The sequence below is a fragment of the Pseudovibrio denitrificans JCM 12308 genome (assembly GCF_001310815.1).
GTDB classification, from domain to species: Bacteria; Pseudomonadota; Alphaproteobacteria; order Rhizobiales; family Stappiaceae; genus Pseudovibrio; species Pseudovibrio denitrificans.
This window is the reverse complement of record NZ_BAZK01000006.1, coordinates 195997-212391: the sequence shown is the minus strand read 5'-3', so window position 1 is coordinate 212391 and position 16395 is coordinate 195997. Positions and strand designations below refer to the sequence as shown.

Genomic DNA, 16395 nt, shown 5'->3' with positions numbered 1-16395 from the left:
AAGTGAAGAATAGTTCCCAACAAGAGCCCGTCTACCCCACCAAAGGTGTTTTCTTCATTTTTGGGAATGGAGCAGCGCTCAGGGTCAACACAAGGAGTTCATAGCGCTATGGGAATTTTTGATGATGACGAAACACCGCGCTCCACAACCTCTAGCATTGTTGTGGGAGAGCCGCTCAGCAACCTTTCAATCCACGAATTAAGTGAGCGACTTGAACAACTTAAGGAAGAGATCAAACGCGTCGAGAACGAGATCAAAACAAAGTCAGACATCAATGCATCAGCAGAAAGCTTCTTCAAGTAATCAAACAGCATTTAAAACAAGTAACTTGGCTAAAATCATATAAACGCAAGCTACAATTCGCAAATATATAAATTGGATACTTGCAGTTTACGTATCGTTAACCATTTTAAATTAGAACTTAGTTATTCCAGTTGATCTGGATCCAGAGTGAACGTTCACTCTGCTTGACGCCTCCCTGTTAAAACACCTCAGAGCCGCACCGATGCGGCTCTTTTTTTCTGCCGGTTCAACACCCAAACCCGGCTTAACCCCTCAATTCACAACCATGAGTTGGCACGGGCTTTGCTCCGTTCAGATTGAAGTAAGATCTCTTGCTCCATTTCGAGACAGTTTTATTCTTTTCAAAAGGCTCACTTCAATTTTCGAGCCGTAATTGTTTCAGACTGGGAATGCAAAGGACGACGGCAAGAGAGACGCAACGCATTAATTGAGGGGTTTTAAGATGGGTGAATTCAGAACTGAAACAGGACCGGAGAATACCTTCAACTTTGCACAGCGCCTCATGACATCTCAAAACTTCACGGAGCTCTTTCGTGAAGGCATGGGGCTGATTGAAGAAACAGCCTCTTACCTGGATGGCCCAGGCAGAAAGCAGAGCAAAGCTCTCGGTCCAGCTGCCTCCCTCGCCTATGCCACAGAGTCCATGCGCCTCACCACTCGCCTGATGCAGCTTGCGTCCTGGCTCCTCTTGCAGCGCGCGGTAAATGATGGTGAGATTGTTCAGGCAGAAGCTCAAAGCGAGAAGAACAAGATCCGCGTCGACAACGCAACTAAAGAAATGCAGAACCCCGCTTGGAATGACTTGCCAGAGCAACTCCGCAGCCTGATCGAAACATCATTCAAGCTGCAAAGACGTATCAAGCACGTCAACAACATGCTCAAAGAAGAGATGCTCCGTGAGCAGGCAGCAAACAGTTCCAATCCGGTCGGCGACCAGCTCTCTCAAATCTCAGCCGCTTTCAAATAATCTGTGTGTTGGCCAACTCCGCCAGCAACCCTGCGCACTCCTCAAACGCGCACAAAAAAACCCGAAGCAAACGCTTCGGGTTTTTAATTTCGCAAACTTCAGAGCAATTATTTGCCCAGGAAGCCACCAAACTTGTTGGTGAAGCGGGACACGCGACCACCACGGTCCATGAGCTGACGGTCACCACCAGTCCATGCAGGGTGGGAGCTCGGATCGATGTCGAGCTGCAGGGTGTCACCTTCTTTACCGTAAGTAGAACGGGTGGTGAATTCGGAACCATCAACGAGCTTTACAGTGATGGTGTGGTAATCTGGATGAATGTCCTGTTTCATGACTAAACTGTCCTGTCAGCAACGGCCGGGCCGCCTCAATCCTAAGATGGGCTTTGGGCTGGCCTGAAGCATCGGTAGAAAGAAGCCGCGCTCACACAAGCACGGCATAATCGTGAAGGGGTCTATAACCCATCCAAACCAAGGAGACAAGAGGGTACAGCCCGCAGAAATCCAGAGAAAGCGCTTGCAATTAAAACTATCGGGACACATCTACTGCATCATAAGATAAACTTAGATGATTTCGCAGATATCCGGGGGTGGCATGAGCCAGCGGGACTCAAACAATCGGGAAAAGACCTTGCGTCCACTCGCGACGCTTTTCCCTTATCTTTTAAGGCATAAGGCCCGCTTGGTTCTGGCAACCTTTGCTTTGCTGGCTGCTGCAGGTCTGACCCTGGTCCTGCCCATTGCAGTCCGCTATATGGTTGATTACGGCTTCACCGGCGACAATCCAAATCTGATCGACGATTACTTCCTCGTCATCATTTTTGTAATCGCCCTGCTCGCACTCACCAGTTCGCTGCGCTACTACATGGTGATGATGATTGGCGAGCGAGTCGTTGCGGACTTACGCTCGGATGTGTTCCGCCACCTCACCTATTTATCCCCCTCATTCTACGACAAAACCAAGTCCGGTGAGATCATCTCACGCCTGACAGCGGATACGACACTCATTCAGTCTGCCTTTGGCGCAAGCGCTTCCATTGCTCTGCGACACTTGCTGATGTTTGCTGGCTCCACCACTTTGATGGTCATCACCAGCCCGCGCCTCTCCTTATTCGTGCTGCTGGCTATCCCGCTGATCGTGTTGCCGCTCCTCGGCTTTGGCCGCGCTGTACGCAACAGAACCAGCCATGCGCAAAGCACCCTGGCAAACGCCATCGCGTACGCTACAGAGGCACTTGGCTCCATCCGCACCCTTCAGGCCTTCACCAACGAGAAAAGCGTATCAGACCGGTTTGAAGCTGATATCGAGACCACCTACGAAGCCGCCCTCGTCGCTACGCGTGCACGTGCGTTCCTGATAGGAACCATCATTCTCATCATCTCTTCCAGTATCATCGCAGTACTGTGGGTCGGAGCGCTGGACGTTATCGATGGCCGCATGTCAGGCGGTCAGCTCACCCAGTTCCTCATCTATTCCATCATCGCAGCCGGCGCTATGAGCGAGCTCTCTCAGGTCTGGGGCGAACTCGCAAAAGCAGCTGGTGCAGCAGATCGCATCACTGGCTTGTTGCATGTCCCTTCAGACATCAACGCACCAGCAAATCCAGTCGCTCTACCATCTCCTGCAATTGGCGAACTGGAGTTCGACAACGTCGCCTTCCATTACCCGACAGCTAAGGAAGCAGGCGTGTTGGAAGGCCTGAACCTCTCCGTCAAGAAGGGCGAGACAGTTGCTATCGTTGGCCCAAGCGGTGCAGGCAAGTCCACTTTGTTCCAACTCCTGATGCGTTATTACGATCCTGTCTCAGGCAAAATCACACTAGATGGCACCGAGTTGGATGCAGCTGATCCGCGTGACCTGCGCGAGCATATCGCACTGGTCCCTCAGGACACGGCGATCTTCGGCAGCTCCATTGCTGAGAATATCGCATTCGGTAAGGAAAGCGCCTCTCGCGAGCAGATCATCGAAGCCGCCAAGTTTGCATTGGCAGATGATTTCATCACCACCATGAAAGACGGGTACGACACTCTCATTGGCGAGCGCGGTGTCACCCTTTCAGGTGGTCAGCGTCAGCGCATTGCTATTGCCCGCGCAATCCTGAAAGACGCCCCGGTCCTGCTTCTCGACGAAGCCACCAGCGCGTTGGACGCCGAGAGCGAGACTATCGTTCAAAAAGCTCTCGACAAGCTTATGGAAGGCCGGACAACACTGATCATCGCACACCGTCTTGCAACAGTGCTGAAAGCAGATCGTATCGTCGTTATGGATGGCGGCAAGATCGTCGAAGAAGGCACGCACGATACACTGGTTGCTCAAAAAGGCCTGTATGCCAAACTTGCAAGAATGCAGTTTGAGATCGGTGCTGAAGCACTGAACGCGCAGGAAAAAGCCAGCTAAACGAAAAAAGCCGCGCTCCTCAGAGCGCGGCTTTTTAATTGCAATCAGCAAGGCTTACTCAGGCTCACTCACATCTACCGTATAGTTCAACGGCATGCGCGCACCATCAGCTAGATGGTCTGCCCGGAAACATAGCTTGCATCATCAGAAGCAAGGAAAGCAGCAATGCTTGCCACTTCTGCTGGCTGGCCCAGACGACCAAGCGGGGTGCGGGAAAGCACTGTTTCCATCTTACTCGCATCCTGAACAACGCTCTTCAGCATCTCAGTCTCGATAGAACCCGGACCAATGCCATTCACGCGAATGCCGTACTTTGCCAACGCAACAGCAGAAACGTGCGTCAGCTGGTTCAGGCCACCTTTGGAGATCGTGTAAGGCACCTGATCAGGGATTGCGAGCACGCTGTTGACAGAGCTGATGTTGATGATGGAACCAGCGGAACCACCGTCTTCAACCTTTTCAACCATATGACGCGCAACAGCCTGAGAGCACAGGAATGCCCCCTTCAGGTTGACGCGCAGCACCCGATCAAAATCTTCCTCGGAAAGTTCCAGAAAATCACCACCTGCCGTGATGCCAGCATTGTTGACCAGCACATCAACGTCGCCGAACTCATCCAGAGTGTTCGCAACCATGTTGCGGACATCAAGACGAACGCTGACATCGCAATGGCAGAATGCCACGTGTCCAAACTCGGAGAGAGCTTCCTGAGCTGCTTCCCCGGCACGCTCATCCGAGTCGGAGAGCATGACTTTGGCGCCGTCTTGCAAAAATCGCTGCGCAATAGCGTAACCGATGCCTTGAGCGCCACCGGTTACAATCGCAACTTTCTTCTCTAGTTTCACTTTGAAGATACCTCTGGCAATGCCGAAATTTCGCCGACCTTAATCTCTAAGGCCAGCCATGTCGATGCACTTCTCCAGTAAAACTCCTTAGCTCCTCTGAATTTAGCTGACTGACGCCAAACCGCGATCAGAGATCGCTTCTGCAATCTCATCAAGAATTGCAGGATCATCGATGGTAGCTGGCATTTTGAACTCTTCGCCATCGGCAATCTTGCGCATGGTTGCACGAAGGATCTTGCCAGAACGGGTCTTCGGCAAACGCTCAACAGTGATTGCCAGCTTAAACGCCGCCACGGGACCAACCTTCTCACGGACTAGAGCAATAAGCTCTTTCTCGATCACATCGGTTGGCTTCTCAACGCCACTCTTCAGCACCACAAACCCGCAAGGCAGCTGGCCTTTAAGATTGTCAGAGATACCAATCACAGCACATTCAGCCACGTCTGGATGTTCAGAAAGAACCTCTTCCATTCCACCGGTAGACAGACGGTGACCAGCCACGTTGATGATGTCATCCGTGCGGGACATGATGAAGAGATATCCCTCATCATCCATCAGGCCAGCATCTGCTGTTTTATAGTAGCCCGGGAACTCAGAGAGATACGCATCTTTGAAGCGGTCATCTGCATTCCATAGCGTCGGCAAAGCTCCAGGAGGCATCGGCAGTTTGACAACAATGTTGCCCAGCTCACCAGCGCCCAGCTCGTTGCCTTCATCATCCAGCACACGCATATCATAACCCGGCATAGGCACGGTGGAGCTGCCCAGCTTGATCGGCAGTTTACCAAGGCCAAGTGGGTTACCCGCGATACACCAACCGGTTTCAGTCTGCCACCAGTGGTCAATCACAGGCACACCCAGCAGGTTCTCAGCCCACAAAATCGTATCTGGATCAGCACGCTCACCAGCAAGGAACAGCGAACGAAGCCCAGCAATGCTGTACTTGGCAAGCTCAGTCCCTTCCGGATCTTCCTTCTTAATCGCGCGGAACGCAGTCGGCGCAGTAAACAGAGACACCACAGAGTGTTCAGAAATCACACGCCAGAATGCACCAGCATCCGGTGTTCCAACAGGCTTACCTTCATAAAGAACCGTTGCAGCACCATGAAGCAATGGCGCATAAACGATGTAGGAGTGACCAACAACCCAGCCCACATCAGAAGCCGCCCAGAACACCTCACCCGGATCAATCCCGTAGAGGTTCTCCATGGACCACTTGAGCGCAACCATATGGCCACCGTTATCACGCACCACGCCCTTCGGCTGGCCGGTGGTTCCGGAGGTGTAAAGCACATAAAGAGGATCTGTCGCAGCAACCGGAACGCATTCGGTGGTCATCTTTTCAGCCACCGCACCTTCCATCAGCGCGCCAAGATCATAATCACGTCCTTCATTCAGCGGAGCAATGAGCTGCTCACGTTGCTGAATGAAACAGAAATCTGGTTTGTGAGAGGACAGTTCAATCGCTTTGTCGAGCAACGGTTTATACTCCACCACACGACCCGGCTCGATACCGCAGGAAGCACTGATGATCGCCTTAGGCTTACAATCCTCAATACGTACCGCCAGCTCCTGCGCTGCAAAGCCGCCAAACACCACGGAGTGGATCGCGCCAAGGCGTGCGCACGCCAGCATCGCAAACATTGCTTGCGGGATCATCGGCATATAGATCAGCACCATCGTGCCTTTCTCTACGCCCTTCTCACGCAGCAAAGCCGCCATAGCGCCCACCTGCTCTTGCACTTCAAGATAGGTGTAGGTTCGCTTCTCACCGGTAACTGCACTGTCGTAAATGATTGCTGGCTGGCCCGGACGGCCATGCTCTACATGACGGTCAATGCAGTTGTAGCAAGTGTTGCACTCACCACTTACAAACCATCGTCCATAGGTGCCCTGCGAAGCATCAAAAGTCTTTGTATAGGGCGAGAACCAATCAATGCCCTTAGCCGCTTCGTCCCAGAAGGCTTCTTTGTTTTCTTTCCATCCATTGTAAACGTCGTGGTATCGGCTCGTCATAGCTGCTCTCCTCCCATGCACCCCTGCATAGTACCTGTCCACAGGTTCGGCTAAGACTGAGCCTTGAATGACCCAAAGGCAAGTTTTGCTATATTAGAAAATCGGCTTATAACTAAAGATGACCCCATAGTTTCAACCCGCCTATTTCTTAGTTTCCTCTTATAAAAAAAGGACTTGCCCGCATCATAGCGGGTGGTAACTCATGCTGCCTATTACCGATCCCTTCTTCTACCTCTGTGCAATACCTGCTGTTTTCATTGTTGGCATGGCAAAAGGAGGATTCGGCGGAGGCCTCGCACTTGTGGGCGTGCCGATGATGTCGCTTGCTATTCCACCTGTGCAAGCTGCAGGAATTCTCCTTCCCATCCTATTGGTCATGGATGCGGTCGGACTATTCTCCTACCGTGCAATCTATTGTCGCAAAACACTTCTTATTCTTATCCCGGCAGGTCTCCTGGGCACCCTGATCGGATACTTCACTGCAGCATACATTTCCGAAACACTGATCCGGCTGGTCACCGGCGTCATCGCACTCGTCTTCGTGTTGGACTACTGGTTCAACAACAAAGCCAACAAAACGCCCAAACCACACAATGTCATCTTGGGCGGCATCTGGGGAACAATCTCCGGCGTAACCAGCTTCATTGCGCATGCAGGCGGTGCCCCGTTTCAGATGTACGTCCTGCCTCTGCGACTGGCCCCTCCTGTCATGGCAGGAACCGCTGTCATCTTCTTTGCCACAGTCAATTTTTCAAAGGTTCTGCCCTACTTCGCACTCGGACAGTTCGATGCCAAGAATATCTCCACCTCTCTGATTTTACTGCCATTAGCACCTCTGGCAACCATCGCAGGCATTAAGATCGTCAAGCACATCGACAAAGAGCTGTTCTACAAAATCACCTATGCAGGCTTGTTCATCATCGCCCTGAAACTGATCTGGGATGGTGCCAGCGGTCTGTGACGCAAAGAATTCTCAATTTTGAGAGGTCTGCTTTTCTCTTAAAAAGACTGTAGCTGCCTCTTACAAAGGATCATCACAGTTGCAGGATATTCACATCAATCCGCTGTTTTACCTTGTCGCTATCCCCGCCCTCATCATCGTGGGCATCTCAAAGGGCGGCTTCGGTGGAGGTGTGGCAATCCTCGGCGTACCAATGCTCAGCCTGATCATTCCACCTATTCAGGCTGCAGCAATACTACTTCCTCTTCTCGTAGCGATGGATGTAGTGGGCCTCTACGCCTATCGTAGAACCTACGACACCACCGTGCTCAAGCTCACCATTCCCGCAGGTATACTGGGTGTTGCCATCGGTTGGGCAACAGCAGCTTACTTCAGCGAGGCAATCATCAGACTCCTGATTGGGGGCATCGCACTGGCGTTCGTTTTGAAGTATTGGATCGGTGACAAGGCGGAGAAAGAGGCCCCAAAACCCAGTAAGGCGAAGGGTATTTTCTGGGGTACGGTCGCAGGCTTCACCAGCTTCGTCTCCCATGCTGGCGGCCCACCATTCCAGATCTATGCCCTGCCCCTCAAGCTGCCAACTATCCTGTTTGCGGGCACGGCAGTCATCTTCTTTGCAGTCATCAACGCAGTAAAGCTCATCCCCTACACAATGTTGGGTGAGTTCGACACCACTAACCTCACGGTCTCAGCCGTGCTTCTGCCTCTGGCACCAATAAGCATGTATCTGGGAGTGAAAATCGCGAAGGTTATCAGCCCACAGCTGTTCTATAAGATCACCTATTTCGGTGTCTTCATTGTAGCGCTGAAGCTGATTGCAGACGGTTTAGTCGCGCTCACCTAGGCCGTGGTAAAGCACGCTCCGGATAGCCGCAATCGGTCCATCCATCTCAAAGGTCGCATCCGGCATGGTTTTCCAAGGCACTCTCTCGTGAAAGTAGCTGGAAGGATCCGTGAGATCCAGATCGCCACGAGCAGGGGAAACGATACGATACCGAACCTGCTTTGCGTTGTAAGTGTCTGACGGATCACCCGCAAACTCAGAGCTCGGAGGCTGACCTTCTACCCACGAGAAGAAGTAGGTACGCAACTGATCTGCCATGCTACTCGACGAGTTGAGCTGCGCGAAGTTGAGTTGAAGCCCAAGCACCAGACACACTGCAGTAGACACAGCCCAAAGATACCAATGGGTGCGGAAGTGATTGAGAATGACGGCTCGGTTGAGATAGAGCTGAATAAGAACAGGGAACGCCACCAGCAGCACGAACCATTGTGCATCCTGCGATCTGTGTGGCCCAAGCATGAAGATGTACCCCGTAAGAACCACGGTAATCGCGCAGAAAACCACGCCAAAGAATATGGCGATCTTCCCCTGTCGATTTGGTGTCGTTACGGTCATATGAGCCCTGCTTGTTCATCGCTCACCGTCCGAAAACGGGTCGCAATTTATTCTTTTATCAGACAGGTCTACATTACAAATCGAAAGGCAAACGGGGAAGACTTCTGGGGTGTTGCAAATTGTCGCGAGCTTTCTTCTTGCCCAAAAAGGCAACAAGATTTCACCTTTTCCGTTAAGTTAACGCCACTATTGCAACCAGCGTATACAAATTTACCGAATATATCGACACCATTCCACAAAACACCCAGAAAATACTTATAGATGAAAGTCTAAGGGCAAGAACACCATCAGACTAACATCTAGGTCATCTGGGCTACCCGCTCTGCCTATACTCAGATATATCAAAACATGTAACACTCTTAATTCCTAGCTCTTCACCAGAGCCAGTAACCAACTTGGGAAAGTTCATTATCACTTCAAGGGATCTTCCTGTTCCTTGTGCGGGAATTTGAATGCCTGGGGGATTTCATGAAAAACCATCTATTAAACACATCGTATTTCGACAAAGACCTCCCAAAAACGGACGCCAATTACACACCACTCAGCCCGCTAAGTTTTTTGGAAAGGGCTGCAAAAGTTTTCCCAACCCACACAGCGATCATCCACGGCAGCATCCGCCGGTCTTACAAAGAGTTTTACGAACGCTCCATCCGCCTTGCCAGCGCTCTGTCTCAGCGCGGCATAGGGAAGAATGATTGTGTGTCGGTAATGCTGACCAACACACCACCCATGCTCGAAGCCCACTACGGTGTACCTATGGCGGGCGCAGTGCTGCACGCACTCAACACCAGACTGGACGCCGCAATCATCGCCTTCCAGCTGGATCACGCAGAAAGCAAGCTGGTTATTGTTGACCGCGAGTTCTCGAAGGTCATGACCGAAGCTCTGGAACTGGCAACCGTCAAGCCAACCGTTGTGCTCTATGACGACAAAGAGTTCCCTCAATCAGCACCAGCCATTGGAGAGCTTGAGTACGAAGAGCTTATCGCTAGCGGTTCAACTGACTTCCAGCGGCAACTCCCGGACGATGAATGGGATGCCATCACGCTCAACTACACTTCTGGCACGACCGGCAATCCGAAAGGCGTCGTTTACCATCACCGCGGTGCTTATCTTCTAGCGCAGGCAAACATAATCACAGCAGCTATGGGCAAGAAGCCAGTCTACCTCTGGACGCTCCCAATGTTCCACTGCAATGGCTGGTGCTTTCCGTGGTCATTGTCGCTTGTTGCTGGAACCCATGTGTGCCTCCGCCAAGTTCGGCAAGGCCCGATTTGGAACGCATTGGCAGACGAAAAGGTTACGCACCTGTGTGGCGCCCCAATCGTCATGTCCACGCTACTCAACACGCCAGAAGATCAGAAACGCAAGCTCACCCATGAAGTCGAGTTCTTTACCGCAGCAGCACCTCCACCAGAGGCCGTGCTCGCTGCGATGGCCGAAGAAGGTTTCAACGTCACACACCTGTATGGCCTGACCGAAGTCTATGGGCCCGCAGTCGTCAACGAATGGCATGAGCACTGGGATGAACTGCCAACCTCGGAGCAAGCCGCCCTCAAAGCAAGACAAGGTGTCAACTACGTTGCTCTTCAGGATCTCGCCGTGCTGAATCCACAAACCATGCAGCCAGTCCCAGCTGATGGAGAAACCATCGGCGAAGTCATGTTCAAAGGCAACGTGGTGATGAAGGGATACCTGAAAAACCCATCCGCAACGCAAGAGGCATTTGCAGGTGGCTGGTTCCATTCAGGAGATCTCGGCGTGCAGCACGAAGATGGATACGTCCAGCTCAAAGATCGCTCCAAAGACATCATCATCTCAGGAGGTGAGAACATCTCATCCATCGAGATCGAGGAAGTGCTCTACAAACACCCGGAGATCTCCGCAGCAGCCGTAGTTGCTCGGCCTGATGACAAATGGGGCGAAACACCCTGTGCGTTTGTTGAACTGAAAGAAAACAGCAGCGTGACCGAAACAGATATCGTCGCCTACTGTAAAGAGCACCTGGCCAGCTTCAAATCGCCAAGGACAGTTGTCTTCACCGATCTGCCCAAAACGTCTACCGGCAAAATCCAGAAGTTCGTATTGCGGGAAAAAGCCAAAGCGCTGGCCTGAGCACAAACAAAAAATGCGCCGCATAAAGCGGCGCATTTTCTGATAATTCTGGAAGAGGAAGCTAACCCGTCACTCGTAATCGCGAGATTTCATCCTTAAGCTTCAACTTTTGCCTTTTGAGATTGCCAATCTCTAGTTCATCCATTGATGGATGATGCTTGGCGCTTTCCAGCTCCTTCTCAAGAGTAGCATGGCGGCGTTCCAGCTCAGTCAAATGCTCACGGATGGACATAGGTTTTAATCCTCCTACATTGTCTCTGTTACAGGAGGATGATGGCACCATTTTCATGAGTTGTCGAACGATGATTAGCTGTTTTTTTTCGGCCTCTACAACGCGAGATCGTTAATTCATGAAAAACTTAGGGAACTTATAAATGACCCAGTAAATTTCAGTGATTGCCACCACCAGCAAAAAGAGAAGCTCACTAAGTATTCAACCCTATATATACGCTACGTAAATTCGTCATGTGACACGACTTCCTGTAAAAATCGTCAGACTCATGTTCATCGCGCCGACACATTCGGTATACTGTTACAGAGCGGTGAATTGCGACAACGCGCCCCACCAGATTTTATTCACTGATGGGTAGAGTTGCACACAGACCGATACGTGTCATGTGAGGACAAAACGATGACGGAAGACAACCTTGATCAGGATAGCATTCGCTCCGAGCTGGCGGAGCTGAGGCAGGAACACCGGGATCTGGATCACTCTATCGAAGCACTCATCGAAACAGGACGATCAGATGTCCTACAGCTGCAACGCCTGAAAAAGAAAAAACTCATGCTAAGAGATAAGATTCAGGTACTGGAAACCCAGCTCTTACCTGACATTATTGCCTAAATTAGAGGCAGAGCTCTAACCTTCGTATATTATTGGCATTTCTTGTAGTAATTGGGTTGAAACACGCCGTGGTATTTCTATAATCCGCGCTTTCTTCCCAGCCGCTCAGAGGGTGCCCGTTTTATGAACCGCACAGATCAGCCAGAAGTCGCCATCATCATGGGAAGCCAATCTGATTGGCCAACCATGAAAAACGCCGCAGACACGCTAGAAGCACTGGGAGTTTCCTATGATGCTCGCATCGTCTCCGCGCACCGCACTCCGGATCGTCTGGTAGAATTCTCCAAAACCGCAAAAGAGAATGGCTTCAAGGTTGTCATCGCTGGCGCCGGTGGAGCAGCTCACCTGCCAGGCATGGCAGCATCCATGACTCCATTGCCAGTCTTCGGTGTTCCGATTGAGTCGCGCGCCCTGAAAGGTCAGGATAGCTTGCTCTCTATCGTGCAGATGCCAGCAGGCATTCCGGTTGGTACGTTGGCCATTGGCCGCGCCGGTGCAGTCAACGCCGCACTCATGGCAGCAGCTGTTTTGGCACTCAACAATCCAGAGATTGCCGCCAACTTGGATGACTGGCGCGAGAAGCAAAGTCAGGCTGTTGCTGAAAAGCCAGTCAATCCGGAAGAGTAAGAGTTTCAGAGGCGCCCATTTGCAGGCGCCTCATTTGTTTTAACTGCCCCTAACATCTGGCCCCTAACTCTGGAAAGTTTTCGAAATGGGTTCCACACTACGTCCTGGTGACACGATTGGTATTCTGGGTGGAGGTCAGCTTGGTCGCATGATCGCACAAGCTGCCAGCAGGATGGGCCTGAAGTGCCATATCTATTGCCCGGATGAAAACAGCCCGGCCTTTGAGGTCTCCGCAGAAAAGACCGTTGCAGCCTACGAAGACGAGCAGGCACTTACACAGTTCGCAAAGAGCGTTTCTGTCGTCACATATGAGTTCGAGAACGTACCAGGCGAAACCGCCCGCATTCTGGAACAATTCGTGCCAGTCCGCCCGGGCCCACTCGCACTGAAAGTTTCACAGGACCGTCTCGAAGAGAAGACCTTCCTTTCAGAAGAAGCTGCCACGCAGGTCGCTCCTTTCATCAAGGTCGACAATCAGGCAGAGCTGGAAGCAGCCCTCATGGAACTTGGCGGCCAAGGCGTATTGAAAACACGCCGATTTGGATATGACGGCAAAGGCCAGATCATGATCCGCACGCCTCAGGACATCGAAGGCGCCATGGATAAGCTCGGCAACCAGCCAGCTATTCTGGAAGGCATCGTCCTATTCGAAAAGGAAGTTTCCATCATCGTCGCTCGTGGTGTCGACGGTACCGTGAAATGCTACGACCCGGCAGACAACTACCACAAGAACCACATCCTGAAGACTTCCAGTGTCCCGGCAGACATTCCTGAAGCAACCGCGCAGGAAGCCATTGACATGGCAACCCGCATTGTAGTTGCTCTGAATTACGTCGGCGTGATGGGCGTGGAACTATTCGTGGTGAAGGATGGCGACAAAACAGAACTCAAGGTCAACGAGATCGCACCTCGCGTTCACAACTCCGGCCACTGGACCGAAGACGCTTGTCCGGTTTCTCAGTTTGAACAACACGTACGCGCTGTCGCGGGCTGGCCACTTGGTACTCCAACCCGTGCACACAACGTCATCATGGAAAACCTGATTGGTGACGACGTGAACACGTGGGAAGCCACATTGCTTGAACCAAATGCACGTCTGACACTTTACGGCAAAGCAGAGACACGCGAAGGCCGCAAGATGGGCCACATCAACCGCCTCTCTCCGAAGTCATAGTCAGCGACTACATCCAACAAAAAAGCCCCGAAGACCAATCCGTCTTCGGGGCTTTTCTTTTATCTTAAAGCTTATCCCAGCCTCACCAGTCCAAGTTGATCTCGCTTCTGGAACCGGATCAGCAACAGGATGCCGGTGATGAAGAGACCACTCGCCAATCCAACCCAGATCCCTTCCGGGCCCCAGTTGAACGTAAAAGCCATGACGTAAGAGAGCGGCACACCGATAATCCAGTAACCAATCACAGCAATCACCATTGGTATGCGCGTATCGGAGAGACCACGTAGCACACCACCGGCAACCACCTGAATGCCATCAACCACCATATAAACGGCAGCGATAAACACCAGCGGCACACCAAGGCGGATCACATCAGCTGCATCAGGGTTACTGCTGTCCAGATAGAACGAAATCAGCGTATCCGGGATCGCGACAAACAGAACCGCGCCGAGCAGACCGATCACGATAGACCAGATCAAGGCCACCCAGCCAGCACGGGTGATGCCATCTGCATCACCACGGCCAGAAGCGATACCAACACGCACAACAGCAGCATTGGCAAAGCCAAGCGGGATCATGAAGGCGATACCAGAAAGCTGTACCGCAATACCGTGCGCAGCCAGTTCCAAGGTACCAATCCAGCCCATCATCAGCGCCGCAGCAGCAAACAAGCCAACTTCAGCGACCAGCATCAGGGAAATCGGCCAGCCAAGGCGAAGGATCTCAAAGAACGCAGGCCAGTCAGCACGCCAGAAACGCACAAACACTTCGTACTTGCGGGACTTCTCTTCCCAAAACACATAGGCCACCAGGATCACACAGGACGCCAAAGCAGTCACAACGGACGCGATACCAGCACCCAGAATACCCAGTTTAGGGAACCCGAAGTAACCAAAGATCAGCACGTAATCGAGCAGAGCGTTGACGATTGCACTCACCACAGTCGCCCACAACACGATCTGGGAACGTTCAATACTGGTCAGGAAGCTACGCAGAGCCGCCACGAAAAGAGACGGATACATAGACCACTGCACAATGCGCAGATAATCCGCAGCAATGGCAGAAACCTCAGGGTCCTGTCCCAGTGCCAGCAGGACGCTCTCACCATTCCAAAGCACCACCATCGCAAAGGTCGTGTAGATCAGCGAGATCCAAAGTCCCATACGAGAAGCACGACGTACATTACGCACATCGCCTTTACCTTCGGCTCTGGATGCCAATGGCATAACGGCCTGAACAAATCCAAGTCCAGCCAACCAGATCAGAAAGAACAGCTGCAAGGCCAGCACGGATGCTGCCAGTTCTGTTGCGCCGAGCCAACCGATCATCAATGCATCGGTGGCGTTGATTGCCATCTGCGCTAACTGCGCACCGATCAACGGCAATCCCAAAATAAGCGTTGCATTGGACTCCCCCCACCATGCAGACATGGCTGTGGGTTTGGCAACGCTGGTGCTTTCAACCCGCGTCATCATAAGCTCCTGAAGAAAAGGGCATGGAGCCCCTCCAGAACTTGAGCCTCTCAAGAACATAAACGAGATCGCGACCCGCAATTGACCGCATCACCTCGCTGGGAGGAAACTTCCTATAATAGAAACAGACCGACAATTTCCCAACGGTTCCCTGCCTAAGCATTTCCGCTAGTGAAAAAGTCGATTACGCTACTTTGCAAAACTCTTCGGGAATGTCCAGAGGAATAAAGCAAGGCGCATTATCACCGCCATAGATCATGATGTGACCGCAAGGCACTTCGTACCAACCTTGCCCGCCCTTTTCCAAAGGCTCAGACACAACACTCAAGTTACTGTTATGCAAGCGATAATAGAGACTTGGCACGATCTTGTCGCTAGAGCAACGCACCGCATAAAGACGCTCGCCATCAGTCAAGGCCATCGCTACACGCAACGGAGCAATGACATCATTGCAACGCATAATCTCAAGCGTTTTCGTCAGCACCTGTTGCACAGCCCCCACAGGATCAACATCCAGACCATGGCTCATCATCGCAAGAAACAGAGCTTCACTGTCTGTCGTGCCCTGGCGATACCGATAGAAATCGTCGTTGATCATGCCTTCGATCTGCCGGCGAATATCGTCATATCCCCCAATCTGTCCATTATGCATGAACATCCACTTGCCAACAGCAAACGGATGGCAGTTGGATCGGGAAGTTGCTGTACCAGTAGACGCGCGCACATGCGCAAAGAATAATGAGGACTTCAGCTGCTTGGTGATGCTCAACAGGTTCTCATCACCCCATGCCGGCTGCGTGTCACGATAAAGACCCGGCTCAGGTTTATGGCCATACCAGCCAATTCCGAAACCATCACCATTGGTGTTCACCTTGGCTTCCGCACAATGCAGGCTCTGCGCAATCAGAGAATGGTTGGGCATTGAAATCAGCTCTTCCATAAAAATGGGAGCTCCACGGTACGCAAGCCAGCGGCACATTACTTTATTCTTTCTTCTGATCGATTACCCAAATGAGGTCCTCAGATTATGCATGATCCACCTGCACGTATAAACCCCTTCCCTATAACTAGAGTAACGAGTTTTCTCAGTGACCCTTCTGAGAATCTAAAGTGAGCATGCCAGAAGCGCAATGTCCCGCTCGACTCATCCTCTGTCTCCGAATACGACGGACGGCGTTTGAAGCAAATTTCACTCAAAACTCCACCTCGATTTCCACCGTTCAGAAAAGCTCCTGTGACTTTTTTCGGTATCAAAAGAGAGATTCAACCATACAC

General features: G+C 51.8%; 15 protein-coding genes and 1 pseudogene. 9 read left to right on the top strand and 7 right to left on the bottom strand.

Annotated features, from left to right (window positions below):
• The first annotated feature begins 108 nt into the window (after positions 1-108).
• Both JCM12308_RS09635 and rcdA read left to right on the top strand, forming a co-directional pair.
• A complete protein-coding gene (locus tag JCM12308_RS09635; protein ID WP_054783570.1) occupies positions 109-303 on the top strand; it encodes a DUF1192 domain-containing protein in 195 nt (64 codons plus the stop codon).
• 442 nt (positions 304-745) lie between these two features.
• Positions 746-1270, top strand: a complete 525-nt coding sequence (gene rcdA / locus JCM12308_RS09630) for a protease adaptor protein RcdA (RefSeq protein ID WP_054783569.1) — start codon at positions 746-748, stop codon at positions 1268-1270.
• 107 nt (positions 1271-1377) lie between these two features.
• On the opposite strand, the gene rpmE is transcribed toward rcdA, so the two are convergent.
• Positions 1378-1602 (bottom strand): 50S ribosomal protein L31, encoded by a 225-nt coding sequence (gene rpmE / locus JCM12308_RS09625; RefSeq protein WP_008551475.1) that lies wholly within the window; start codon positions 1600-1602, stop codon positions 1378-1380.
• Positions 1603-1864: 262 nt separating this feature from the next.
• Here rpmE and JCM12308_RS09620 point away from each other — a divergent pair, with 262 nt between their 5' ends.
• Positions 1865-3667, top strand: a complete 1803-nt coding sequence (locus JCM12308_RS09620; protein ID WP_208609231.1) for an ABC transporter transmembrane domain-containing protein — start codon at positions 1865-1867, stop codon at positions 3665-3667.
• 54 nt (positions 3668-3721) lie between these two features.
• Here the strand turns inward: JCM12308_RS09620 and JCM12308_RS09615 are convergent.
• A pseudogene (locus JCM12308_RS09615) lies at positions 3722-4512 on the bottom strand (SDR family NAD(P)-dependent oxidoreductase).
• A gap of 102 nt (positions 4513-4614) precedes the next feature.
• The gene (locus JCM12308_RS09610) at positions 4615-6528 is read right to left on the bottom strand and encodes a propionyl-CoA synthetase (RefSeq protein WP_054783567.1); all 1914 of its coding nucleotides are present in this window, start codon (positions 6526-6528) and stop codon (positions 4615-4617) included.
• Between the two features lie 202 nt (positions 6529-6730).
• On the opposite strand from JCM12308_RS09610, the gene JCM12308_RS09605 reads away from it, so the two are divergent.
• Together JCM12308_RS09605 and JCM12308_RS09600 are read left to right on the top strand one after the other, a co-directional pair.
• Positions 6731-7489, top strand: coding sequence for a sulfite exporter TauE/SafE family protein (locus JCM12308_RS09605; RefSeq protein ID WP_054783566.1), 759 nt, complete (start codon positions 6731-6733; stop codon positions 7487-7489).
• A gap of 79 nt (positions 7490-7568) precedes the next feature.
• The gene (locus JCM12308_RS09600) at positions 7569-8333 is read left to right on the top strand and encodes a sulfite exporter TauE/SafE family protein (RefSeq protein ID WP_054783565.1); all 765 of its coding nucleotides are present in this window, start codon (positions 7569-7571) and stop codon (positions 8331-8333) included.
• Here the strand turns inward: JCM12308_RS09600 and JCM12308_RS09595 are convergent.
• Positions 8316-8888, bottom strand: coding sequence for a hypothetical protein (locus JCM12308_RS09595; RefSeq protein WP_037037760.1), 573 nt, complete (start codon positions 8886-8888; stop codon positions 8316-8318). The two genes, JCM12308_RS09600 and JCM12308_RS09595, sit on opposite strands and share 18 nt — an antisense overlap.
• A 468-nt stretch (positions 8889-9356) precedes the next feature.
• Here JCM12308_RS09595 and JCM12308_RS09590 point away from each other — a divergent pair, with 468 nt between their 5' ends.
• On the top strand, positions 9357-11003 hold the full coding sequence (locus tag JCM12308_RS09590; protein WP_054783564.1) for an acyl-CoA synthetase: 1647 nt from the start codon (positions 9357-9359) through the stop codon (positions 11001-11003).
• Between the two features lie 61 nt (positions 11004-11064).
• On the opposite strand, the gene JCM12308_RS27760 is transcribed toward JCM12308_RS09590, so the two are convergent.
• Entirely contained in the window at positions 11065-11235 is a 171-nt protein-coding gene (locus JCM12308_RS27760; RefSeq protein ID WP_008551400.1) for a YdcH family protein, read from the bottom strand.
• A gap of 399 nt (positions 11236-11634) precedes the next feature.
• On the opposite strand from JCM12308_RS27760, the gene JCM12308_RS09585 reads away from it, so the two are divergent.
• The 3 genes from JCM12308_RS09585 (at position 11635) to JCM12308_RS09575 (ending at position 13648) form a co-directional block, all read left to right on the top strand.
• Positions 11635-11847: a YdcH family protein gene (locus JCM12308_RS09585; RefSeq protein WP_008551464.1), complete on the top strand. Its 213-nt coding sequence runs from the start codon at positions 11635-11637 to the stop codon at positions 11845-11847.
• Between the two features lie 123 nt (positions 11848-11970).
• Positions 11971-12474, top strand: a complete 504-nt coding sequence (purE, locus tag JCM12308_RS09580) for a 5-(carboxyamino)imidazole ribonucleotide mutase (protein ID WP_008551529.1) — start codon at positions 11971-11973, stop codon at positions 12472-12474.
• A gap of 85 nt (positions 12475-12559) precedes the next feature.
• Positions 12560-13648, top strand: coding sequence for a 5-(carboxyamino)imidazole ribonucleotide synthase (locus JCM12308_RS09575; protein WP_054783563.1), 1089 nt, complete (start codon positions 12560-12562; stop codon positions 13646-13648).
• Positions 13649-13719: 71 nt separating this feature from the next.
• On the opposite strand, the gene JCM12308_RS09570 is transcribed toward JCM12308_RS09575, so the two are convergent.
• Positions 13720-15120, bottom strand: coding sequence for an MATE family efflux transporter (locus JCM12308_RS09570; RefSeq protein WP_208609232.1), 1401 nt, complete (start codon positions 15118-15120; stop codon positions 13720-13722).
• A 184-nt stretch (positions 15121-15304) separates the two neighbouring features.
• Positions 15305-16042: a class II glutamine amidotransferase gene (locus JCM12308_RS09565; protein ID WP_244271868.1), complete on the bottom strand. Its 738-nt coding sequence runs from the start codon at positions 16040-16042 to the stop codon at positions 15305-15307.
• Positions 16043-16395: the final 353 nt, after the last annotated feature.

Coding starts and splice junctions, on each gene's coding strand:
- JCM12308_RS09635 (WP_054783570.1), top strand. CDS start 109: ATGGGAATTTTTGATGATGACGAAACACCGCGCTCCACAACCTCTAGC.
- rcdA (WP_054783569.1), top strand. CDS start 746: ATGGGTGAATTCAGAACTGAAACAGGACCGGAGAATACCTTCAACTTT.
- rpmE (WP_008551475.1), bottom strand. CDS start 1,602: ATGAAACAGGACATTCATCCAGATTACCACACCATCACTGTAAAGCTC.
- JCM12308_RS09620 (WP_208609231.1), top strand. CDS start 1,865: ATGAGCCAGCGGGACTCAAACAATCGGGAAAAGACCTTGCGTCCACTC.
- JCM12308_RS09610 (WP_054783567.1), bottom strand. CDS start 6,528: ATGACGAGCCGATACCACGACGTTTACAATGGATGGAAAGAAAACAAA.
- JCM12308_RS09605 (WP_054783566.1), top strand. CDS start 6,731: ATGCTGCCTATTACCGATCCCTTCTTCTACCTCTGTGCAATACCTGCT.
- JCM12308_RS09595 (WP_037037760.1), bottom strand. CDS start 8,888: ATGACCGTAACGACACCAAATCGACAGGGGAAGATCGCCATATTCTTT.
- JCM12308_RS09590 (WP_054783564.1), top strand. CDS start 9,357: ATGAAAAACCATCTATTAAACACATCGTATTTCGACAAAGACCTCCCA.
- JCM12308_RS27760 (WP_008551400.1), bottom strand. CDS start 11,235: ATGTCCATCCGTGAGCATTTGACTGAGCTGGAACGCCGCCATGCTACT.
- JCM12308_RS09585 (WP_008551464.1), top strand. CDS start 11,635: ATGACGGAAGACAACCTTGATCAGGATAGCATTCGCTCCGAGCTGGCG.
- purE (WP_008551529.1), top strand. CDS start 11,971: ATGAACCGCACAGATCAGCCAGAAGTCGCCATCATCATGGGAAGCCAA.
- JCM12308_RS09575 (WP_054783563.1), top strand. CDS start 12,560: ATGGGTTCCACACTACGTCCTGGTGACACGATTGGTATTCTGGGTGGA.
- JCM12308_RS09570 (WP_208609232.1), bottom strand. CDS start 15,120: ATGACGCGGGTTGAAAGCACCAGCGTTGCCAAACCCACAGCCATGTCT.
- JCM12308_RS09565 (WP_244271868.1), bottom strand. CDS start 16,042: ATGCCCAACCATTCTCTGATTGCGCAGAGCCTGCATTGTGCGGAAGCC.